The sequence below is a fragment of the Streptomyces viridochromogenes genome (assembly GCF_001270495.1).
Taxonomy (GTDB): Bacteria; Actinomycetota; Actinomycetes; order Streptomycetales; family Streptomycetaceae; genus Streptomyces; species Streptomyces viridochromogenes_A.
This window is the reverse complement of record NZ_LGUR01000002.1, coordinates 465614-486996: the sequence shown is the minus strand read 5'-3', so window position 1 is coordinate 486996 and position 21383 is coordinate 465614. Positions and strand designations below refer to the sequence as shown.

At 72.3% G+C, this 21383-nt stretch carries 16 protein-coding genes and 1 pseudogene; 4 read left to right on the top strand and 13 right to left on the bottom strand.

Features of this window, described 5'->3' with window-relative positions:
• Window positions 1-75 precede the first annotated feature (75 nt).
• The 5 genes from ADK36_RS02015 to ADK36_RS01995 all read right to left on the bottom strand — a co-directional run bounded on the left by ADK36_RS02015 (window position 76) and on the right by ADK36_RS01995 (window position 4876).
• Complete coding sequence (locus tag ADK36_RS02015; protein ID WP_048578988.1) at window positions 76-282, bottom strand: CDGSH iron-sulfur domain-containing protein; 207 nt, start codon at window positions 280-282, stop codon at window positions 76-78.
• Entirely contained in the window at window positions 263-937 is a 675-nt protein-coding gene (locus ADK36_RS02010) for a HemK2/MTQ2 family protein methyltransferase (protein WP_048578987.1), read from the bottom strand. The genes ADK36_RS02015 and ADK36_RS02010 overlap by 20 nt, the downstream gene beginning before the upstream one ends.
• Entirely contained in the window at window positions 938-1969 is a 1032-nt protein-coding gene (locus ADK36_RS02005; protein ID WP_048578986.1) for an iron-containing redox enzyme family protein, read from the bottom strand.
• 225 nt (window positions 1970-2194) lie between these two features.
• On the bottom strand, window positions 2195-3202 hold the full coding sequence (locus ADK36_RS02000; RefSeq protein WP_048578985.1) for a hypothetical protein: 1008 nt from the start codon (window positions 3200-3202) through the stop codon (window positions 2195-2197).
• A 168-nt stretch (window positions 3203-3370) separates the two neighbouring features.
• Entirely contained in the window at window positions 3371-4876 is a 1506-nt protein-coding gene (locus ADK36_RS01995) for an MFS transporter (protein WP_048578984.1), read from the bottom strand.
• Between the two features lie 169 nt (window positions 4877-5045).
• On the opposite strand from ADK36_RS01995, the gene ADK36_RS01990 reads away from it, so the two are divergent.
• Window positions 5046-5387, top strand: coding sequence for an ArsR/SmtB family transcription factor (locus ADK36_RS01990; protein WP_048578983.1), 342 nt, complete (start codon window positions 5046-5048; stop codon window positions 5385-5387).
• A 5-nt stretch (window positions 5388-5392) separates the two neighbouring features.
• Window positions 5393-5923: an SRPBCC family protein gene (locus ADK36_RS01985; RefSeq protein WP_048578982.1), complete on the top strand. Its 531-nt coding sequence runs from the start codon at window positions 5393-5395 to the stop codon at window positions 5921-5923.
• Between the two features lie 55 nt (window positions 5924-5978).
• Here the strand turns inward: ADK36_RS01985 and ADK36_RS01980 are convergent, their stop codons facing one another.
• From ADK36_RS01980 to ADK36_RS01960, 5 genes are all read right to left on the bottom strand, one after another.
• Window positions 5979-8795, bottom strand: coding sequence for an NHLP bacteriocin export ABC transporter permease/ATPase subunit (locus ADK36_RS01980; RefSeq protein ID WP_048578981.1), 2817 nt, complete (start codon window positions 8793-8795; stop codon window positions 5979-5981).
• Between the two features lies 1 nt (window position 8796).
• Entirely contained in the window at window positions 8797-11022 is a 2226-nt protein-coding gene (locus tag ADK36_RS01975; protein WP_048578980.1) for an NHLP family bacteriocin export ABC transporter peptidase/permease/ATPase subunit, read from the bottom strand.
• Complete coding sequence (locus ADK36_RS01970) at window positions 11019-11825, bottom strand: HlyD family efflux transporter periplasmic adaptor subunit (protein WP_048578979.1); 807 nt, start codon at window positions 11823-11825, stop codon at window positions 11019-11021. Before ADK36_RS01970 ends, ADK36_RS01975 begins: the two co-directional genes overlap by 4 nt.
• 145 nt (window positions 11826-11970) lie before the next feature.
• Window positions 11971-12186 carry a hypothetical protein gene (locus ADK36_RS01965; RefSeq protein WP_030052098.1) on the bottom strand — a complete coding sequence of 72 codons (216 nt, stop codon included), beginning with the start codon at window positions 12184-12186 and terminating at the stop codon, window positions 11971-11973.
• A 476-nt stretch (window positions 12187-12662) separates the two neighbouring features.
• A complete protein-coding gene (locus ADK36_RS01960) occupies window positions 12663-13076 on the bottom strand; it encodes a PaaI family thioesterase (RefSeq protein WP_048578978.1) in 414 nt (137 codons plus the stop codon).
• A 188-nt stretch (window positions 13077-13264) separates the two neighbouring features.
• On the opposite strand from ADK36_RS01960, the gene ADK36_RS01955 reads away from it, so the two are divergent.
• On the top strand, window positions 13265-14608 hold the full coding sequence (locus ADK36_RS01955) for a S1 family peptidase (protein ID WP_053196011.1): 1344 nt from the start codon (window positions 13265-13267) through the stop codon (window positions 14606-14608).
• 96 nt (window positions 14609-14704) lie between these two features.
• Here the strand turns inward: ADK36_RS01955 and ADK36_RS01950 are convergent, their stop codons facing one another.
• Window positions 14705-16855 carry a SpoIIE family protein phosphatase gene (locus ADK36_RS01950; protein WP_048578976.1) on the bottom strand — a complete coding sequence of 717 codons (2151 nt, stop codon included), beginning with the start codon at window positions 16853-16855 and terminating at the stop codon, window positions 14705-14707.
• Between the two features lie 204 nt (window positions 16856-17059).
• On the opposite strand from ADK36_RS01950, the pseudogene ADK36_RS45705 reads away from it, so the two are divergent.
• Window positions 17060-17683, top strand: a pseudogene (locus tag ADK36_RS45705) (response regulator transcription factor); the annotation flags it as partial.
• On the opposite strand, the gene ADK36_RS51380 reads toward ADK36_RS45705, so the two are convergent.
• Both ADK36_RS51380 and ADK36_RS01940 read right to left on the bottom strand, forming a co-directional pair.
• Window positions 17606-19555: an ATP-binding cassette domain-containing protein gene (locus ADK36_RS51380; RefSeq protein ID WP_053196009.1), complete on the bottom strand. Its 1950-nt coding sequence runs from the start codon at window positions 19553-19555 to the stop codon at window positions 17606-17608. The pseudogene ADK36_RS45705 and the gene ADK36_RS51380 sit on opposite strands and share 78 nt — an antisense overlap.
• A complete protein-coding gene (locus ADK36_RS01940) occupies window positions 19552-21294 on the bottom strand; it encodes an ABC transporter ATP-binding protein (protein ID WP_048578974.1) in 1743 nt (580 codons plus the stop codon). The genes ADK36_RS51380 and ADK36_RS01940 overlap by 4 nt, the downstream gene beginning before the upstream one ends.
• Between the last annotated feature and the right edge of the window lie 89 nt (window positions 21295-21383).

Genomic DNA, 21383 nt, shown 5'->3' with positions numbered 1-21383 from the left:
AAGATCTGGTTCACTCGACCTGGTGAATTCCGCCGGTAACGGTTGACTTGTCGTCTGACTCTTCGTCCGGCCGCCTCACCGATCCTTGGTCCGGTCGCGATGGCTGGTGTCGCACCAGGGATAGCGACGGCTGCGACGGCAGGTGCACAGGGCGACGCGGAAGCGGTCGGAGACGACGATCGTGCCGTCCTCCAGCTCCACCTCGACCGGCCCCTCCACCAGGACAGGGCCCTGGCGCTGGACCTTGATCCGGCGCGGTTCGTCAGACGGGGACTTCGGCACGAACGACCACCAGCTCTTCCTTCTGATCCCGGCCCGCCACCAGACTGCGCTCCCGCAGCCACCCCTCCCGCGACCGCAGCACGGGCCCGAACGGGATCACGCGGCGCCGCGTCACGGATGCCTTCAAGCCCGACCCGCGCAGATGCGCCAGCGTCCGGTCGGGGCAGCTGAGCGACGAGTGCACGACCAGGAGGACACCGCCGGGACGCAGCAGGGCGGGAGCCTCCCGGCAGATCCGGTCGAGGACGAGCCGGCCGTCCCGGCCCGCGTCCCAGGACCGGGCGGCACCGCGCGGCACGTGGTCCGTGCCCGGCGTGGGCACATACGGCGGATTGGCCAGGATGAGGTCGAAGGACTGCCCCCGCACCGGGGCGAAGAGGTTGCCGTGCCGGATGCGGACCGGGAGCCGGGCCAGCCGGGCGTTCAGCCGTGCCGTGCACACCGCGCGCCAGGACACGTCCACCGCGGTCACCCGCGTGCCGCGCCGGGCGGCCTCGATGGCCAGCGCGCCCGAGCCGGTCCCCACGTCGAGGACGTCCGCGCCGTCCGGCAGCGGTTCGTCACGCAGGGCCCCGACCAGCAGGTCGGTGTCCTCCTGAGGGGTGTACACGCCCGGTGGTACCAGTGTTTTCACCAGCCCCGGGTACCCGGGCATTCAGGAACTAAGGGGTATTTCGGATCGCGGGGGCGTGTGGAGCGACGTCCGTCCCGCGCGCCAGGCGCCCAGCAGCCGGTCGGCGAAGCGGTCCTCCAGATATCCGGTGACGTCGATTCCGAAGGCGACGTCGGGAGCGAGATGCGGTTCCTCGGCGAGCAGACCCCCGATGACGTCGTGCCGTACGACCTGCTCGTGCACCGCGTCCGCCTCGACATGCTCGTCGTAGAAGTGCTCGGCGGCGGGCCCGGCGCCCGTGCGGCGCATCGCCTCGGCCAGCCGTCGGGAGGCCGGCGACGAGGTGATCTCCACCGCCGCGAAATGGCCGACGAGCGCTCCGCGCAGCGCCCGGTGCAGTCCGAGCAGGGACATCAGGTTGACCGTGGCCAGGGCTTCCGCGGCCCCCTCGTCGAGATAGTGCCCGTACGTCGTGTCCAGGCCCAGGTCCGCCATCAGGTCGGCGAAGAGGCGTGCGTGGATGCGGTCGGTGCGGCCGCCGCCGTACTCGTCGAACTCCACCGCCGCCATGCCGGACTTGGCCCTGCCCCACAGCCGGGGCAGTACCCAGGCGTGCGGGTCCGCCTCCTTGAGGTGGTACAGGGAGCGCTGGGCCGCGTACTCGCGCACCTGCCACAACTCGCCCTCGGCGGAGAGATGGTGGCTGACGCCGGTGCCGTCGACGGGTTCGACGAGGAGGTCGGCCAGCGCGTCGTCGACGCTGTCGTGGACGGGCACGTCCGCGCGCAGGGCGGTGAGAAAGCGGTGCTCCAGCGCCGCGCGGACGCGCAGCAGGTCCGGGTCCCACTCAAGGGCCTCGGGCACCCCCGCGAATCCGCGGTAGTGCAGTTCGTAGCAGAGATAGAGGGCCAGCTGGAGATCGTCGCCGTAGACGGGCGCGCCCGCGACGTCCTGGCTGCCGGGCGGTGCGCCCGTGCCCCGCAGGTACTCCGCGACGGAAGCGGACACGGGGCCGCGCGCGGACGGCAGCCGCGGTCCTTCGCCGTCGTGTGCCCCCGGGGCGTCGTGTGCCATGGCTGCCGAGTACCCGTGGGGCGCCTGTGCACCCGCGCGCGTGTGTTGCGCTCGTACCGGACCGGCTGGGCCATGGCCGGGCCGGCAGTACCTGGCCGGTGCCTCGGGCGGAGGCCCGTGGGGGACGGTCAGGCAGGCCCAGCCCGGTCAGGCCTGGTCAGGCCACGTCACTCGCCCTCGAACTCCTCCTTCGCTCGGCGGACTCCGCGGTGCCGTCGGTGGTGCTCAGTTGTTCGCCTGCGCGATCCTCAGCGGCACCGGCTCGGGTGGAGTGCTCTCCTCCTCAGGGCGCGACACCTCCGCCCACCAGCCGGCGCCGTCCTCTATGTGCCGCAGCATGATCCCTTCGCGGATCGCCCACGGGCAGATCGTGACCGCGCGGAGCCCGGTCAGCTTCATCGAGGTGTGTGCCACCACCGCGCCGGCCAGGCTCTGTGCGGCGCGCGGCGCGGAGATGCCGGGGAGCAGGGCGCGTTCGGAGGCGGTCAGCGCGGAGAGGCGGTCGACGGCCTCGCGCAGGTCCGAGCGCGCCAACTGCCGTTCCACGAACGGCCCGTGACGCCCGGCCGCGGCCCCGCACAACCGGCCCAGCTGCTGGAACGTACGTGAGGTGGCCGCCGCCGTGCGTGGTCCCTCCCAGCGGATCCGGGCCGCCACGTCCCGCAGTTGGTGGCGGACCTTGCGGCGCAGGGCGCGTACCCCCGCGGTCGTCGGCGGGTCCTCGCCGTCGAGGAACTCATGGGTCAGCCGTGCCGCGCCGAGCGGCAGCGACGCCACGAAGTCGGGTAACCGGCCGCGCCCGAAGGCCACTTCGAGCGAGCCGCCGCCGATGTCCAGCAGTGCGAGCGGCCCCGACCGCCAGCCCATCCACCGTCGCGCTCCGAGAAACGTCAGCTCGGCCTCCACCTCGCCCGGCAAGGTGCACAGCGGCACCCCCGTCCGCGTCCGCACGGCGCGCAGCACGTCCCGGCGGTTCGGGGCGGCGCGCACCACGGCGGTCGCGAAGGCCAGGGGAGCGGTCGCGCCCCACCGCAGCGCGGTCCGGTCCGCCGCCGCGACCGCGTGCACCAGCCGCTCGACGGCTTCCTCGGGAACGGCCTCCCCGGGTCTGACCTGCTCCGACAGCCTCAGTCGCCACTTGGCGGTATGGACCGGCAGTGGAGCTCCGCCCTCCGCATCAGCCACGACCAACCGGACCGTGTTCGACCCCACATCCACGACGCTGATTCGCATACGACCCCGGTACCCGATTCCCGGTCGGGGCAACGGAAACAGCTCCTGTGCGCCGCCGTCACGACGCGAGCGCCGTACCCGAACCCGCGAAGAGGGGCCGCCGTCTCCCTGTGGACGGCGGCCCCTCTTCGCGGGTGGGTCGGGCGGTCGGTCGGTCGGTGCGGACGGTCACATGTGGACGACCGGTGCGGCGGACGCGTCCTGCTGCGGCACCCCGCGACGGAAGAGCACGAAGGCGATCAGGGCGCCGGCGGCGAAGAAGCCCGCCGACCACCAGAAGGCGGTGGTGTAGCTCTCGATCGTCGCCTGGGCTTGCACCAGCTTGCTGGTGGCGTCACGACCGGCGAGGTAGTCCGTCGCGGCGCTCGCGGCGAGCGTGTTGAGCAGCGCGGTACCGATCGAACCGCCCACCTGCTGCATCGCGTTGACCGTGGCGGAGGCGACACCCGCGTCCTCGGCCGCCACCCCGCCGGTGGCCAGCTGCATGGCGGGCGGCATGACCATGCCGAGGCCGACGCCGACGATGATCAGCTGCGGCAGTACCGCGGTCGTGTAGTCCGAGCCGATGCCGATTCCGGTCAGCCAGGCCATACCGGCGGTGGCGATCGCGAAGCCCAGCGGCAGGACGACCTTGGGGCCGAGTCGCGGCACCAGGACTGTGGTGCCGATCTGCGCCATCACCATCAGCGCCGCGACCATCGGCAGGAACGCGACCCCTGTCTTCGTCGGGCTGAAACCCAGGTTGATCTGGAGGTAGTAGGTCAGGAAGAGGAACACGCCGAACATTCCGGCGCCGGTGATCAGCACGGTCAGGAACGAGGCGGCGCGGTCCCGGTCGAGCAGGATCCGCAGCGGCAGCAGCGGGTGCGCGGCCCGGGTCTGCCACCAGGCGAACGCCGCCAGCAGTACGCCGCCGGCCAGCAGGAAGCCCCAGGTCTCGGGCGAACCCCAGTCATGCGTCTCGGCGTTGGAGAAGCCGTAGACCACGGCGAACAGTCCGGTGGCGACCAGGATCGTGCCCGGCACGTCCAGCTTGGAGTCGACGGCGTCGCGGTGGTTGCTCAGCAGCAGCCAGCCGCCCACGAAGGCGAGGGCCGCGATGGGCACGTTGACGTACAGCGTCCAGCGCCAGTCGAGGGCGTCGGTCAGCACACCGCCGAGCAGCAGGCCCACCGCGCCACCGGCACCGGCGATGGCACCGTAGACGCTGAACGCGCGGGCCCGCTCCCGGGCGTCGGTGAACGTCGTGTTGAGCAGCGAGAGCGCGGCGGGTGCGAGCAGCGCGCCGAAGGCACCCTGGAGAGCACGCGCGATGACCAGCATCTCGAAGCCGGTCGCGGCGCCGCCCAGTACGGACGCGCCCGCGAAGCCGACGACGCCGACCAGGAAGGCGGGCTTGCGGCCGAAGAGGTCCGCTATCCGGCCGCCGAGCAGCAGCAGGGACGCGAACGCCAGCGCGTAGGCGGTGACGATCCACTGCCGGCTGCCGTCGGAGAAGCCGAGGTCGGCCTGGGCCGAGGGCAGGGCGATGTTCACGATCGTGGCGTCCAGCACCACCATCAGCTGTGCGACGGCGATGATCGCGAGGATCCACCACCGCTTCGTCGAGGCCGCCGCCGACGGCGCCTCGACGGCGCCCTCACGGGCGCTGTCCGTCAGTGTCTTCTGGGGCATCGGGATTCAACTCCAGGGAAAGTCGGGCGAAGGTAATGCGGAGGTAAACGAAACTGTTTCGTTCACTTCGAGGAGACTAGACCCTCCGCGAGCGAAACGGCAACGTTTCGAAACGTATTCGGCTCGAATTCCTTGACGGGCATATAACTGGTGATGCATATTGGCTGCTATGGCCGACGCCTCGCTCTGGACCGCCCTCGCCGATCCGCACCGACGGGCCATCATCGCGCTGCTCCTGGAGCGGCCCCGGCCCGTCGGGGAGATCGTGGAGGCATGCGGGCTGAGCCAGCCGAGCACCTCCAAGCACCTCAAGGTGCTGAGGGAGGCGGGCCTGGTGCGGGTCCGGCAGGACGCGCAGCGCCGCGTCTACGCCCTGGCACCCGCGCCCATCGCCGAGCTCGACGCCTGGCTGGCCCCGTACCGCAGGCTCTGGAACACGAGCCTGGACAAGCTGGGCCGTCGGCTCGACGAGGCGCCGGACGATCCCGAGGAACCCGTCACGAAGGACTGATCCCCATGACCGCCGACCTCACCGGCACCTATCTGACCCTGGACGACGGTCGCCCGGCCGTCCGCTTCAGCCGCACCTACGACCACCCCGTCGAGCGGGTCTGGCGGTTCGTGACCGACGTCGACGAACTCGCCCACTGGTTCCCGTCCCGCGCCGAGATCGAGCTGCGCCCCGGCGGCACGATCAGGTTCGGCGGCGACCCGAACACGGAGGACTCCACGGGCCGCGTCATCGCCGTCGACGAGCCCCGCCACCTGTCCTTCGAGTGGGGCGGCGACGAGCTCCACTTCGACCTGGAGTCCCTGGGCGACGGGCGCACCCGTTTCACCCTCACCAACGTCCTCGTCGCCGAGAACACCGCCGCGCGCAACGGCGCCGGCTGGGAGGTGTGCCTGACCGCCCTCGACGCACACGCGCGCGGGGAGCGATTCGAGGGGCCGCACGCCGGGGCCGAGGCGCCCTGGAAGGGCCTCTACGACGGCTATGTCGCCGCCGGTTTCCCCTCGGGCGCCCCGATCCCGGGCGTGGACGCCTGACGGATCGGTCCGACTGATCGGTCTGACGGATGGGCCTGAAGATCAGCCTGGCGGTTCAGGCCATCTGGCGGCGCACCAGCTCGTGCAGCCGACCGTTCGTGTCCGCGAGCAGCTGTGCGGGCGGGCCCTGCTGGGCGACCTTGCCGTCCTCCATCACGATCACGCGGTCGGCGTCCAGCACCGTGGACAGACGGTGCGCGATGACGATGCGGGTGGCGTTGAGCGCCTTGGTCGACTCGATGACCGTGCGCTGCGTCTCGTTGTCGAGGGCGCTGGTCGCCTCGTCGAAGAAGAGGATGCGCGGCCGGCGGATCAGCGCCTGGGCGATCATCAGCCGCTGCCGCTGGCCGCCGGAGATCGCGCCGCTGCCGGAGACGATGGTGTGCAGCCCCATCGGCATCCGCTTGATGTCCTCGGCGAGCCCGGCCATCTCGGCCGCCGCCATCGCCTCCTCCGGCGTGTACGGCTCGGTGCCGCAGATGACGTCGAGGATCGAGCCGGTGAACGGCTGGGCGTGCTGCAGCACCACCCCGCACTGCCGCCGCACGGCCGACTGGTCCAGCGCCGACAGATCCTGACCGTCGTACAGGACACTGCCCGAGACCGGCTTGTCGAAGCCGATCAGCAGCCTGAGCAGCGTCGACTTGCCGCAGCCACTGGGGCCGACGATCGCCACGAACTCGCCCGGCCGGACGTCGAAGGACACGTCGTCGAGGACCAGCGGGCCGTCGTCGGAGTACCGGAAGGACAGCCGGCGCGCCTCGATCGAACCGGTCAGCGGACCCGGCCGGGTGCTCGCCGTGCGCACCTCCGGCGTGGCCTCCAGCACCGGCTTGATCTCCTCGAACAGCGGCAGCGCGGCCACCGCCGACACGAACGAGCCCGTCAGCTGGGTGACCGAGGTCAGCAGCATCGTCACCGAGGTGTTGAAGGTGAGGAACGCGGCCGCCGACATCGTTCCGCGAGCCGGACCAGCCAGCAGCATGAACATCAGCAGCGTGCACACGGGCAGGTACACGGCGCCCATCACTGTGGTGAGGTTCTTGATGCGCCCCACCTTCTGCTGGAGCTCACGGCTGCGCGCGAACTGTGCAGCCCAGGCCGCGTACGCGTAGTTCTCGGCCGCCGCGACCCGCAGCTTCGGCAGGCCGCGCAGCGTCTGGAACGCCTGGTTGTTCAGCTTGTTGCTGAGCACCACCAGCCGCCGCTGCCAGCGCACCTGCCACAGCCCGAGCCCGAGGAACACGCCCGCGATGACGACGAGCATGCCGATCGCAGCCAGCGCCATCGGCACGCTGTACCAGAACAGCAGCGCCAGGTTCATCGCGCCGACCGTCACCGACGACGCGACGACCGGACCCACTCCGGCCATCAGGCGGCGGATCGCGCTGATCCCCATGGCCTGACTGGCCAGTTCGCCGGTCGAGCGCTCGGTGAAGAACTTCGTGGGCAGCCGCAGCAGCCGGTCCCACAGGGCCGGTTGGAGCGTCGCCTCGATACGGCCCTCAAGGCGCAGGATCGTCAGGTTCTGCAGCAGCATGAACGCCGCGGCCACGACACTGCTGATCATCACGGCCAGACAGAACTGCACGATCAGCCCGGTCTGGGCCTTCGGCACGAACTCGCCCAGCACCTTGCCGGTCGCGATCGGCACCAGCGCCCCGATGGCCACCGTGACCAGTCCGCTGACCAGGAGGTTCGTCAGATCACCGCCCGTGCCCCGCATGCTGAACCGCAGCAGCCTCAGCGGGCTGGGCGCGCGGTCGGGCAGCGGCCGGTAGAACATCACCGCACGCGGCTCGAACTCCTCCGCGTTGGCCTTCTCGATCGGCGTCTCACGACCGGTCGCCGGATGGACGGCGACATAGCCGCCGCGCCGCCACAGCAACGCCACCGGCGCACCCGACAGGGCCCGATGGCCCACCAGCGGCCCTACGTTGTCCCGCCACCACCGCCCGTCCAGCCGTACGGCCCGGGTGCGCACGCGCGACGCGATGGCCACCCGCTCGACCGGGTCGAGCCGGTCGCTCTCGGTGCCGCTCTGCGCGGGCTCGGCCAGCGTGATCCCGGCCGCCTGGGCGACCAGCTTGCAGGCGGCGTGGGTGGCGTCCGCGTCGGCGGCCGTCGTCCGCTTGTCGCCGCGCTTGCCGATGGACGCCAGCAGCGTCTGGTCGGCCTGCGCGCGCACCGCCTCGCCGGCCTTGATGCCCGCCGCGGTGCGCGTCTCGTGGGTGCGTTCCAGCTGCTCGATCCACCGGTCCAGCGTGGTCAGCAGGCGGTACTGCTGGTCCACCATGGACTGCCAGACCGCCGGGTCCATCAGGAGGTCGGCGGCCGCCTCCGCGCCGTACAGCGAGCCGTACTGCACACTGCCGGGCGGGACCTGCATCCAGAAGACGTCGTCGTCGGTCACCTCCGCGGCGCGCTCGGTGGCCATCGGTGCCTGGAAGAGGATGGAGAGACTGCGGCCGACGCCGAGCGCGAGGGCGTACTCCAGCGGGCTGGTCTGCGGCGGGACGTACTGCGGGTTGCCGTACTCGTCGTAGGACCAGGTCTGGGTGTTCGCGGGCTGGTACAGCTCGCGCAGCCCGATGCGGTGTACGACGCAGTCCCGCAGCGGTCGGGCCACCAGCGTGTGCTGCGGTCCGGCGACCGGGCCCAGCAGCAGCGAGCCCGCCTCCAGCCGGCCGAGGTGGTGCCAGTGGCCCTGCTGTCCGGCGTCGACCGCGAACAGGTCCACGGCACCGGACGCGACCAGCCACAGCACCTGCGGGCCTTCGAGGTCGAGCCGGTTGAAGCCCGCGCAGTCGATGCGCGTGCCCATCTGACCCAGCGCGTTGAGAACGAGGTCGCCCTCGTGGACGGAGGTCATCTCACCGCTCCTTGACCAGCGCCGCGTACGCGCCACCGCGCGCCACCAGCTCCTCGTGCCGCCCGCGCTCGACGATCGTGCCGTGCTGGAGTACGACGATCTCGTCGCTGTCGCGCACGGTGCTGAGCCGGTGCGCGATCACCACACAGGCACAGCCGCGCTTGCGCAGGTTGTCCATCACGACCTGCTCGGTCTCGGCGTCCAGCGCGCTCGTCACCTCGTCGAGGACCAGGATGCTGGGGCGGCGCACCAGCGCCCGCGCGATCTCCAGACGCTGGCGCTGCCCGCCGGAGAAGTTGCGGCCGTCCTGCTCCACCTTGCTCTGGATGCCGCCCGGGCGGCGCATGACCACGTCGTACAGCGCCGCGTCACGCAGGGCGTCCACCACCGCGTCGTCCGGGATGGACGGGTCCCACAGCGCCACGTTGTCGCGGATCGTGCCCTCGAAGAGGAACACCTCCTGGTCGACGAAGGAGACGGAGGCGGCGAGCGCGCCGCGCGGGATGTCCTCGATGCGCTGGTCGTCGATGCGGATGACGCCCTCCCAGGGGGCGTACAGGCCCGAGATCAGCCGGGAGACCGTCGACTTGCCGCTGCCGGAGCCGCCGACCAGGGCCACCTGCTGGCCGGGGCCCACCGTCAGGTCGAAGCCGGTCAGCAGCGGCTTGTCGAGGGGGCTGTAGCCGAAGGTGATGTTCTGGAGTTCGACGTGCCCGTGCAGGCGGCGCGTCGACTCGCCGGTACCTGCACGGCCGTAGAGCGGGTCCGCCTCGAAGTTCTCGACGTCCTTCAGGCGGGCCACGTCCGCGGCGAAGTCCTGGATGCGGCCGGCGACGCCGTTCAGTCGGGTGATCGGGGCGGTGAAGCGGGTGACCAGGGCCTGGAAGGCGACCAGCAGGCCGACGGATATGCCGCCCTCGACCGCGCGCATGCCGCCGATCCAGAGGATGAGCGCGCTGTTGAGCGTGGCGAGCGTCGGCGCGACCACGCCCAGCCAGGCGCTCGGCACGCCGAGGCGCTGCTGCTCCTCCAGCGTGGTGGCGTGCTGTCCCGCCCACTTGCGGAAGTAGCCGTCCTCGCCGCCGGTCGCCTTCATCGTCTCGATCAGCTGGAGGCCGGTGTACGCGGTGTTGGTGAGCCGGGCGCTGTCCGCGCGCAGTTTCGCCGTACGGGTCGCGCGCAGGCGGATGACGACGCGCATGGCGACGATGTTCAGCAGCGCGACGCCGATGCCGACGAACGTGAGCTGCGGGTCGTAGGTGTAGAGGAGGATCGCGTAGAGGACGACCACCACCGCGTCCACGCCCGCCGCCGCGAGGTCGCGGGCCAGGGTCTCGGACACCGCGTCGTTCGACTGGAGGCGTTGCACCAGGTCGGCCGGGCTGCGCTGGGAGAAGAAGGTCACCGGCAGCCGCAGCAGATGCCGCAGGAAGCGGGCGCTGGAGAGGGTGGAGGAGATGATGCGGCCGCGCAGCAGGTTCGCCTGCTGGAGCCAGGTCAGCACGAGGGTGAGCGCGACGCAGGTTCCCATGGACGCGAACAGCACGCCCAGCAGGGAGGTCTGGCCGCCGATGAGGAACATGTCGATGTAGGTGCGGCTCAGTGCGGGCACCGCCGCGCCGACCACCACCAGGAGCAGGCTCGCCAGGACGGCGGCGGGCATCGTGCCCGCGGTCCCGCGCAGCCGGGCCGGCATCGCGCCGAGCACGCCCGGCTTGCGCCCGCCCTTGCTGAAGTCCTCGCCGGGCTCCATCACCAGGACGACGCCGGTGAAGCTGCCGTCGAAGTCCTCCATGGGCACGAAACGGCGGCCCTTGGCGGGGTCGTTGATGTAGACGCCGCGGCGGCCGAAGCGGCGACCCATGCCGTCGTAGACGACGTAGTGGTTGAACTCCCAGAACAGGACGGCCGGGGTCTTCACCTCGGCGAGGGCGGCCGTGTCCATCTGCATGCCCTTGGCCGTCAGCCCGTAGCTGCGGGCCGCCTTCAGCAGATTGCTGGCGCGCGAGCCGTCGCGGGAGACGCCGCACGCGATGCGCAGCTCCTCCAGCGGGACATGGCGGCCGTAGTGGCCGAGCACCATCGCGAGGGAGGCGGCGCCGCACTCCACGGCCTCCATCTGGAGCACGGTGGGCGTGCGGACGGTCTTCGACCTGCCCTTGGGCACCGGGCGCTTCGGCGGGGCGGCGCGGCGCCTGCTGCCGCGGGTCTCCTGTGCGGTGCTCACGGCAGCAGCCAATCGACGGGACGCTCGTCGGCCAGCTCGATCGAGGCTTCGGCCATGGTCATGGAGGTGAGGGAGAACGGCGGCCCGTCCGTGGACGACCACTTGTAGCCGCTCTTCGTGCTCGCCTTCCGGTCCAGCTGGACCAGCACGGCGACCGGCCTGCCGTCCTTGGTGAACTGCTCGCCCAGCTGGTTGTCCCCGAGGAACGCGGCGATCTGCTGCGCCGACTGCGCCGAGCGGTCCACCGACTTCACATGGCCGCGCAGGACGCCGTACTCCTGGGTGGGCACGGAGGAGACCGTGAGGTCCACTGCCGCCTTGTCGGGGATGGAGGCCGCGTTCCCGGCGGGCACGTACACCGTCGCGTACAGCGCGTCCTTGGTGTGGGCGACCTTCTCCACGGCGGCGACGTTCGCGCCGGTGGAGATGATCTGCCCGATGGTGGCGGCGAGCGCGGTGACCCGGCCCGCGGCGACCGTACGGACGACCGTTTCGCCCTTGGCCGTACGGACCTTCAGTACGGGCGAGTTCGCCGGGAGCCGCTGGCCCTGCTCGGCGAGGACCGCGGTGACCTGGCCGGCGACCGGGCTCTGCAGGATGTAGCTGCCCTGCCCGTGGGTGAGGATGGCGGGCGCGCCGACCGTGGAGGCGACCGAACCGGTCACCGCCCACACGGAGGCGGCGGCCATGACGACCACCGTCACGGAGAGCACCAGCCAGCCCTGGGGGCGGGCGAAACGCACCGGAAGGTCGAGCTCCTCCGGTGACTGGAGCTTGGCGAGGGCCTGTTGGCGGAACTGCACGGAACTTTCCCTCACCTGAGGATGAGTGGAGACCGGCGCGCGTGGGCCGGCCGTGATGCGGGGCGGTGCCGGATTGTTTTCCGGCACCCGAAGAGCCCCGGAACCGGGGAACGGCTCCGGGACTCAGCGGTGCAAAAAGGCGCGATCAGAGACCGGCGACCAGACCCGAGACCGGGGCGGTGTTCAGGCCGGTGACACCCTCCACGGTGCCGACGACCGTGTCGACCAGGCCGGAAACCGGGGCGATGCCGTTGACAGCGTCGAGGGCACCGTTCACGGCGTTGACCTGCAGGCCGCCGGAGACGTTGTCGAGCTCGGCGTCGGAGATCTCGACGGTCGCAACCTGGGGGGTGGAGTTCATGATGGAACTTCCCTTCCTAATGGGTATTTCACAAGGGGGAGCGGCCCCCTCTGGGGACAGATGACGGCCGCGACCGCAGGCACCCGGCGCCCGTTTCCGGAAGCCGTGGACGGCCCCTGCGGTGCGATGGATCAAAGCACGCTGCGGGTACGGGCTTCCAATCAAACTCCGTGCTCACCAGGGCACTTTGGTCCAGGCCGCACCGATCCGTGCAGACGCGGGCACGTCTTGTCGGCGACTTCTTCACATGCGTCACAGCATCGGCTCGGACGTCCTGTTGCATCCGCCCGGCGGGCCTTCGGGCGATGCGGTGGCGAAAGCGACACTCCCGCCTCAAGGGGGTGACCGTCGGTAGCTCGCTTGTGCAGAAGCCCGGCGCACGGTGACTTCGTTGAGTATTGAATGTGCAGATTCCCTGGAGTCGAGATTCCGCTCGGGATTCTCAACCGACCGTTACTGATCGGTAGCGGATCGTGTCAGCCCAGAAGTGCGTACACCGTGCTCGCTCGGGCGGCGATCTCGCCCGACCCCTCATCGGTCATCACGATGTCGGCGAACGCCATCCGGCGGCCCAGCTTGGTGACAACCGCTTCGATCAGGACATCCGAACCGATCACCGCGCGCTGGAACGACGTCGACTGCTGCACCGTCGTCATCGGCCCGTAGGCCCCGCGCGCCGCCGACACGGCGATCACGGTGGCGGTGTCGGCGGCCGCCATCAGGGCCTGCCCCGACAGAGCGCCGCCCTCCCGGGCCAGCTGTTCCGACCAGGGCATGCGCAGGATCGCGCGCCGCTCCTCCACCGCCTCGACGGACAGGCCCAGGGCGAGGACCCAGGGGGCGAAGTTGGCGGAGAGGATCTTGTCGGCTTCGGCGGTGGTCATCGTCATATGGGGGATTGTTCCCGCCGCCGGGACGTCCGACGCGGTCCTTGGCCGATTCGGTGTTTCGAGTGGGGCGCGCGAAAACGGAATTGAACGCCCCGTGCGACCCGTGCGTACCAACTGCCAACCAGGCGCCCCGAAAAGCCGCCGGACGAACGGCGGCACAGACCCCGTCCCCCAGGAGGTCGAGAAGTTTGAGTCACAAGCGAATTCCGAAGCGCAAGGCCGCGATAGCAGCGGGCAGCGTGGTGGCGCTCGGAGCGGCCGCGATCCTGCTGCCGAACGCCAACGCGTCGCAGGACGGCACGTCGGACGACGCCGCCGCCCCCAAGACCCTGAAGTCGGCGGACGCGTCGGATCTCGCCTCGCAGCTCTCGGGCCTGCTCGGCGACGCCTTCGCCGGTTCCTACTACGACTCCAAGAGCCAGCAGCTCGTGGTCAACGTCGTCCCCGGCGACAACAACAACGTGATCGTCCAGGCGAAGAAGGCGGGCGCGAAGGTCCGCGAGGTCGAGAACAGCCTGAGCGAGCTCGCGTCCGGTGCGCAGACCCTGAAGTCCGAGGCGACCATCCCGGGCACCGCGTGGGCCGTCGACCCCAGAACGAACAAGATCCTCGTCACCGCCGACTCCACCGTCACCGGCGACAACTGGGACCAGCTGGAGTCGACCGTCCAGAGCCTCGGCTCCGGCATGGCGACCATCAAGAAGTCGGCCGGCACCTTCAAGACCTTCCTCTCCGGCGGCGACGCCATCTTCGCCGGCGGCTCACGCTGTTCCACGGGCTTCAACGTCACCGCGGGCGACGGCTCCCCCGCCTTCCTGACCGCCGGTCACTGCACGCTCGCAGGCAACGAGTGGTCGGACGCCGAGGGCGGTCAGCCGATCGCCACCGTCGACCAGTCCACCTTCCCCGGTGACGGCGACTTCGCGCTGGTCAAGTACGACGACCCGGCGACCGAGGCACCGAGCGAGGTGAACCTCGGCGACCAGACCCTCGCGATCAGCCAGGCCGCGGACGCCGAGGTCGGCCTCCAGGTCTTCCGGATGGGCAGCACCACCGGGCTCAGTGACGGTCAGGTCCTCGGCCTCGACGCCACCGTGAACTACCCCGAGGGCACGGTCACCGGACTCATCCAGACCGACGTCTGCGCCGAGCCCGGCGACAGCGGCGGTTCCCTGTTCACCCAGGACGGCCTGGCCATCGGCCTCACCTCCGGCGGCAGCGGTGACTGCACGGTCGGCGGCGAGACCTTCTTCCAGCCCGTGACCACCGCCCTGGAGGCGGTCGGCGCGACCCTCGGCGGCGACGCCGCCGGTGGCGCGGGTGCCGGTGAGGAAGCGGGCGCCGGTGAAGAGGCCGGTGCCGGTGAAGAGGCCGGTGCGGGCGAAGAAGCCGGTGCGGGCGAAGAGGCGGGTGCCGGTGAGGAAGCCGGGGCCGGTCAGGAAGCCGGGGCCGGTGAAGAGGTCGGCAACGGCAACGCCGACGGCACGGGCAACGGCCTCGGTGAGATCGTCGGCAACGGCGTCGGGAACTGACGCCCTGACACCGACCCACGGATCCGGGTGATCCGGACGGACGAGAACGTGGTCCGGCCCTCCGGCGGGAGGGCCGGACCGCTCCGTTTCCGGGCGTCAGTCCCGCGCCCGCAATAGCAACAGCGCCACGTCGTCGACCCGTTCCCGCCGCGCCGCGCTGTGCTGGACGAGCAGATCGGCCAGTTCGTCCAGGGGCCGTTCCCCGGCCTCGCTGAGCAGCTGCCCGAGTTCGGCGAGCGCGTCCTCGATGTCGACGCCGGGGGACTCGATCAGCCCGTCGGTGTAGAGGACGAGTACACAGCCGGGCGTGAGGTCGACCTCCGTCGTCGGATAGGAGGGCGATCCGTCGATGCCCAGCAGCGGGCCACCGGCGAGATCGAGCACCCGCACGCGGCCGTCCGGCCGTCTCAGCAACGGCGGCGGATGCCCGGCACGGGCCATCACCGCCCGCCCGTGCGCCGGATCGAGCCGTAGATACAGACAGCTGGCGAACAGGTCGGAGCCGAGGTCGAGCAGCAGCCGGTTGGTGCTGCGCATGACCTCCTCGGGGGCCTGACCCACGGTCGTGAACGCCCGTACCGCGGTGCGGAGCTGGCCCATCAGGCCGGCCGCGGTGACGTTGTGTCCCTGTACGTCCCCGATCACCGCCGCCGTCAGGCCCTGCTCCGTCGGCACCAGGTCGTAGAAGTCACCGCCGATGTCCATCCCCTGGGTGGCGGGCAGATAGCGCGCGGCCGCCTCGACGCCGGCCAGCGGCGGCAGCGAGTGGGGGAGCAGGGCGGCCTGCAGGCCGTGCGCCAACTGGTGCTTGGCGTCGTAGAGTTGGGCCCGCTCCAGGGCCTGCGCGATCAGCCCGCCGAGGCTGGTCAGGACCGCTCGTTCGTCCGCCGGGAACGGATGCGGTTCGGCGTAGGCGAGGACGCAGGTGCCGACCGGCCGGCCGGAGGCGATCAGCGGCAGATACGCCCAGGCCGCGAAGCCGTCGGCAGTCGCGCCCCGCGCCGGATACACGCGCTCCAGCTGCTGCCGGGAGTCGAAGAACGCGGGCACCCCCGTGCTCAGGACATGCGCGCCGGGGGTCCGCTCGGCCAGCGGCAGCCCGTCGAACCGCTCCACGATCCGCGGATCCGGGTATCCGCGGTGCCCGAGCACGTGCAGCCGGCCCGCCCGCGATCCCAGGACGACCAGTGCCTGGCTGCCGACGGCCGGGACGATCTCGTCCGCGACCAGCTGCACCACGTCCTGCACACCCGCCGCCTCGGTCAGCGCGCCGGCCAGGCTGAGCACCTGGGAGATGGTCACCAGCCGGCCCGGCGGGTCGTCCGGCCGTGGCCCGCGGCGCCCCATCTCCGCCACCGCTCGGGCCCTGCTGATCCGCACACTCAGACCGGTCGTGCTCGGATACATCCGGAACGACAGCCAGTCCCCGGGCGGGCGCAGCGCCACGAAGGAGGTGGTGTGCTGGCTCATCAGCGCGGCCCGGTAGCGGTCCTCGTACACGGGGTCGTTGAGCCAGGGCACCGACGCCCACAGCTGGTTGCCGAGCAGCCGGGTGACCGGGACGCCGATCAGCTCGGCCGCCGCGGGGTTGGCGAAACAGATCCGGCCGTGCAGATCGAGCGAGCACAGCCCGTACGGAAGCCGCGACACCATCCGCGCCGCCTCCACCGTGCCGAGCGTGCCGGCGGCGCCGCTGAACGCCGGCCCGGCGATGAGATCGGGCTCCGGGAGGGGTGGGAGGCTCTGCTCCACGGCACGTTCCAGCCGTACCGCGAGCCGTCGGCAGGCGGCGCTCAGATGGTCCCGCTCCCGGTCCGACAGCTCCGGGGGGTGTGTGCCGGGCCAGGTCACGAAGATCGCGCCGTAGGCGTGGGACTCGGTGGCCACGGGCAGCGCGGCCAGCGCGAACGGGTAGGGCAGGACGACGGCGATCCGCGGATACCGGGCCGCCATGTCCTCCTCGCCCCCGACCCAGACGAGCCGCCGCTCACGCACCGCCTCCGCGACCGGGATCGGCGCGCTCAGCCCGACCCGCTCCCACGGCGCCGCGAACGCCCGGGGCAGCCCCGCCATGACCGCCATCTCCAGCACGGGTTCGTCGGCGGCCAGCAGATACACGGCCCCGGAGTGCGCGTGCACCTCGTCCATCATCGAGGCCAGCGCCAGCGACAGCAGCGGCCGGCCGACCCGCGTACGCGCCGCGGCCTGCGCCTGGGCGGACGTCTGCCCGTCGGACACGCCGACCACCTCCTCCGCGGGGCCGCGCGACAGGTCCCAGGGCTCAAATCTCCCTCCTCGGGGCTTGGCGCGCACGGCGAGCGGTACCGGGATCGACCGCTCACGCCCGCGCCGCGAGGGGGCGCCCGTACCCCCTGACCGCGAGCCCATTCCCCCGCAGTCGATGCGCGACCCCGGCGTACAAGCGCCTCGCGTGCGCCCCCGCGCACCCTGATGGCCGGTTCTTCGCGCCCGCAGACCGTCACAGACGCCAACAATGGGGCACGCGCTCAACACCATGAAAGTGACGAACGGCGGGCTGGAGGGGCAGCAGTGATCCGGGTCCTTGTGGTGCACGACGCGTGTCTGGTGCGATCGGTGCTGGCGGAGTGGCTGCGCCGAGCACCCGAACTGGAGGTGTACGACGCCCCCTGGCGCAGCGCGTCCGCCCGCGTGCGTTCCGTGAGACCGGACGTGTGCGCGGTGGATCTGGAGTGCTCGGACGCGTATGGCATCCCGCCGCTCGCCGAGCTGCGCGTACGGGACGCGGGCCGGACTCCGCCGCACCTGTTGGTGCTGGCCAGCGTGAACCGGCCGGGGCTGCTGAAACGCGCACTGGAGGCGGGGGCGCTCGGCTACGTCGACAAGGAGGGCTCGCCGGACCGTCTGGTACGCGGCATCCGGCGCGTCGCGGAGGGGGAACGTTTCGTCGACGACTCGCTGGGCTTCGCCTTCCTCAAGGCCGCCGAGATGCCGCTGACCCGGCGGGAGCTCAGCGTGTTATCCCTCGCGGCGGAGGGAGCGTCCGTCGCGGAGATCGCGGGGAGCCTGCACCTGTCCCACGGGACCGTGCGCAACTACATGGCGGCCATCACCCGCAAGACCGGGGCCCGCAACCGCATCGACGCGATCCGGATCTCCCAGGGCGAGGGCTGGCTCTGACGGCCTCCTCGGCGGGGGAGCCCAGCCACCGACGAGTTCGCGATAGCGAGCCGAGCACCGGACGAGCTCGTCATGGGTTCCGTACGCCGTGGCGCTGCCGTCCAGCATCAGCACCCTCTCGGCGCGGCGGGCCGAGCTGATGCGGTGGGCGACGACGACCAGGGTGCCGCCGGGGCGGGCCGCGAAGGCGTGCTCCGCGCGCGCCTCGGCCTGCGGATCGAGGTGACAGGTCGCCTCGTCGAGCAGCGCGAGCGGAGCGTGCGACAGATGGGCCCGGGCCAGCGCGATGAGCTGCCGCTCGCCTGCGGACAGCGCCGCGGGGTCCACCCGGCCCTGCGGCCCGCCCAACGCGTCGAGCAGCGGCGTCAGTCCCACCGCCGCGGCGGCCGAGAGCAGCTCCGCCTCGGGGACGGGGCCCGGGCGCAGATGGGCGAGGTTCTCGGCGAGGCTGCCGGTGAACACGTACGCCTCCTGCGGAATGAGGACCCGCCGCGAACGCGCCTCCGGCGAGGGCGCGGGGTCTGCGTGTACCCGGATCGTGCCGCGGCGGGGCTCCAGCAGCCCGGCGATGAGTGCGGTGAGTGTGGACTTGCCGATGCCGCTCGGTCCTACGACGGCCAGGTGGGAGCCCGACGGAAGGGCGAGGTCGAGGTCTTCGATCACGGGGGCCGCGGTGGGGCCGTAGGCGAAGGTGACGGAGGAGAGGGTGAGGGCGTCGCGCTCCGCGGTATGCTGTCGATCGTCTGCGGGTACGTCGTGGCTGGTCGCGCCCGCGCGGCGGAGCCGCGTATTCGATCGCAGCCCCGCGCCCCTTGAGGGCGTTGCCGAACCGGAGTCGAGATCAGCCCCGGGGGCTCCCTCCGGCGCCAGCCGTCGAAGCACCACCGCCAGCCGGGAGCCGCTCGTGCCCAGGCCGTGGACCAGGTTGTGCAGGGCGGGGAGGAGGGACTGGGTGACGTAGGCGAGGGCGCCGAGGAGGGCGCCGGTGGTGACGCCCTGGCGCAGGAGCCAGGGTGCCGTGGCGAGGAGCAGCACGATCGGGAGCTGGCCGCCCAGGGCGAGGGCGGCCACGCGCAGCACGCCGAAGCGGGCCAGGGAGCGGGCGGCCCGCAGTTCGGCGTCCACCAGGTCCCCGGTGTCGGCGGCCGTGCGGGCCTCGGCGCCGGACGCCGTGATGTCCCGCAGCCCCGGGCAGACCGCGCCGAGGCGGTCGGCCAGGGCCTCGTCGGCCGCGAGGAACACCTCCTGCCGGCGGGCCAGCGGACGCAGCGTCGCCGCGAACAGGGCCACACCCGCGGCCAGTGGAGGCAGGACGACGAGCAGCAGCAGCGGGGCGAGCGAGAACAGGCCGACCAGCGCGCCGGCCGCGGTGAACACGAACGACCGCGACACCATCACCAGCCCGGCGAACGTGTCCCGCGCGATCTCCACCTGTTGGGTGAGCCCGGAGATCGTCCCCCGGTCCGCCTCCCGCACCCCCCGCTCGACCACCCGCGTCACGAGCCGGTCCCGGAGCGGTTCGACCAGCGCCGCGACGGCCGCGTACACCCGAGCCGTGCCGTACGCGCCGAGGACGACCCCGAGCCCGGCCACGCCCAGCCATCCGAGCCCGGCCTCCGTACGGCCTCGCAGGAACCCGTCGTCCAGGGCGCGGGCCGGGGCGTATCCGATGAGGAAGCTCTGCCCCGTCTCCAGCACGGACCAGACGCCGAGCCGTACGAGAACCCGCCACCGGGAGCGCAGGAAGCGCAGCCCGCGCGGGTAGAGCCCGCCGGTTCCGCCGCTCATGGGCCCGCCTCTTCCGCCGAAGCTGCCGGAGCCGTCGAGGCCGTTCCCGTGAACGCCTCTCTGTACGCCGCCATCCCCCACAGTTCCTCGTGTCGTCCCACCGCCCGCACCCGCCCGCCGTCCAGCCAGGCCACCGCGTCGGCGCGGGCCGCCGTGGCCGCCCGGTGGGCGACCAGGAGGCGGGTGGCCGGGGAGCCATCGCCGGCCAGGGCTTCGGTGATGCGGGCCTCGGTCACCGTGTCGAGGCTGGACAGCGCGTCGTCGAGGATCAGCAGACGGCCGCGCCGGGCGAACGCCCGGGCGAGTCCGAGCCGTTGGGACTCGCCGCCGGAGCGCGGGGCGTCTGCCAAGGGGGTGGCGTAACCGTGTGGCAGGCGGCGTACGAAGTCGTCCGCGTCGGCGGTGCGGGCCGCCTCCCGGAGGTGCGTGGGGGAGAGGGACGGCAGGCCGAGGCCGATCGCGTCCTCGACGGTGCTGCCCAGCAGGGCGGGGCGTCCGAAGGCGTAGGAGATCGCCCGGCGCAGGTCGTCGTGGGTCAGCTCGCTCAGCGGGACGCCGTCGAGGAGGACCTCGCCGTCGTCCGGGTCGGTCAGCCGCCCGGCGATCGCTGCGAGCAGTGACTTGCCCGCGCCGGAGCGGCCGACCACGGCGAGGGTGGTCCCGCCGGGGACGACCAGGTCGATCCCGGCCAGCACGGTGTGCCCGTCGCGCCGGGCGGTCACGCCGCGCAGCTCCAGCCGGCCGGGGCCGGGCGGCAGCCGGCGGCTGCCATGGGCGGGGGCGGGCTCGGCGGCGATCTCGCCGAGGCGCCCGGCCGCCGCCCGGGCCCGGGCCACGCTCGCGAGGTGGGCGACCAGCATGCCGACCCCGGTCGCCAGTACCGCGTAACGGGACGCGGCGAGCACCTCGCCGACGGACAGCCGGTGCCGGGCGAGCAGGACACCCGCGACGGCGACGACGCCCAGCTGGAGCAGCGGGGCCACGGCGACCGCCCGGGCGGAGGCCCGGCCCTGCACCTGCCACATACGGTGCCCCGCGCGGGACAGTTCCGGCAGGGGGCGCAGGATCCGTGCCGTCTCCCGGTCCGCCGTACCGGCCGCCCGGATGGTGCGGTGGCCGTCGACGGCCTCGGCGAGCGCGGCCGCGATCCTGCCTTGTTCTTGCTGGTAGCGCGTCTCGCACCGGGAGGTGTCGCGGGCGAAGGCCCGCAGCAGGGCGGCCAGTACCGGCGCCCCGGCGAGGAACACGGCCGCGAGCCATACGTCGATCAAGCCCAGGGCGACGATGCCCCCGACCGGTCCGGCGAACGCGGCGAGCAACGCGGCACGGGCGGCCGGTGCCGTGCCGGCCTGCGCGGCGTTGCCGACGAGCCGCGCGACCAGGTCACCGGCGCCGAAGCGGGCCGTGACCGCCGGGCCCACCGCCAGGACGTGCCGGGTCAGCCGGTGCCGCAGCCAGGCCGTCGTCCGGGCGTCGACGGTGCCGACGAGGACGCTCTGGCAGCCGTCGAGCAGGGCGAGCGACAGCACGAGCCCGGCGCAGCACAGCACCCAGCCCGTCGCCGGGGCCCGTGCCAGCAGGAGGTCCAGGGTGCGGCCGAGCGCGGCGGGCAGCAGCAGCCCGGCCCCGGTCGCGGCCGTGCTCACCAGGCACAGAGCGGCCGTACGGGTCCCGCTGTGCCGGGTGGCCGCGCGCAGCAGCGCCCGGGACGGGGCGACGCCAGGAGTCGGAGTCGTCATACGGCCGCGGCCTCGCTCCCTCGTCCGGGCAAGGGCCCCGGGCGGCCCCTCCCGTGCGGGAGGAGGGCCGGCCGGGGCCTCGAGCACAC

What these genes read in the sequence shown, in the direction of transcription:
- ADK36_RS02010 (WP_048578987.1), bottom strand. Translation starts at nt 937, where the DNA reads ATGCCCGGGTACCCGGGGCTGGTGAAAACACTGGTACCACCGGGCGTG.
- ADK36_RS02005 (WP_048578986.1), bottom strand. Translation starts at nt 1,969, where the DNA reads ATGGCACACGACGCCCCGGGGGCACACGACGGCGAAGGACCGCGGCTG.
- ADK36_RS02000 (WP_048578985.1), bottom strand. Translation starts at nt 3,202, where the DNA reads ATGCGAATCAGCGTCGTGGATGTGGGGTCGAACACGGTCCGGTTGGTC.
- ADK36_RS01995 (WP_048578984.1), bottom strand. Translation starts at nt 4,876, where the DNA reads ATGCCCCAGAAGACACTGACGGACAGCGCCCGTGAGGGCGCCGTCGAG.
- ADK36_RS01990 (WP_048578983.1), top strand. Translation starts at nt 5,046, where the DNA reads ATGGCCGACGCCTCGCTCTGGACCGCCCTCGCCGATCCGCACCGACGG.
- ADK36_RS01985 (WP_048578982.1), top strand. Translation starts at nt 5,393, where the DNA reads ATGACCGCCGACCTCACCGGCACCTATCTGACCCTGGACGACGGTCGC.
- ADK36_RS01980 (WP_048578981.1), bottom strand. Translation starts at nt 8,795, where the DNA reads ATGACCTCCGTCCACGAGGGCGACCTCGTTCTCAACGCGCTGGGTCAG.
- ADK36_RS01965 (WP_030052098.1), bottom strand. Translation starts at nt 12,186, where the DNA reads ATGAACTCCACCCCCCAGGTTGCGACCGTCGAGATCTCCGACGCCGAG.
- ADK36_RS01960 (WP_048578978.1), bottom strand. Translation starts at nt 13,076, where the DNA reads ATGACGATGACCACCGCCGAAGCCGACAAGATCCTCTCCGCCAACTTC.
- ADK36_RS51380 (WP_053196009.1), bottom strand. Translation starts at nt 19,555, where the DNA reads ATGAGCGGCGGAACCGGCGGGCTCTACCCGCGCGGGCTGCGCTTCCTG.
- ADK36_RS01940 (WP_048578974.1), bottom strand. Translation starts at nt 21,294, where the DNA reads ATGACGACTCCGACTCCTGGCGTCGCCCCGTCCCGGGCGCTGCTGCGC.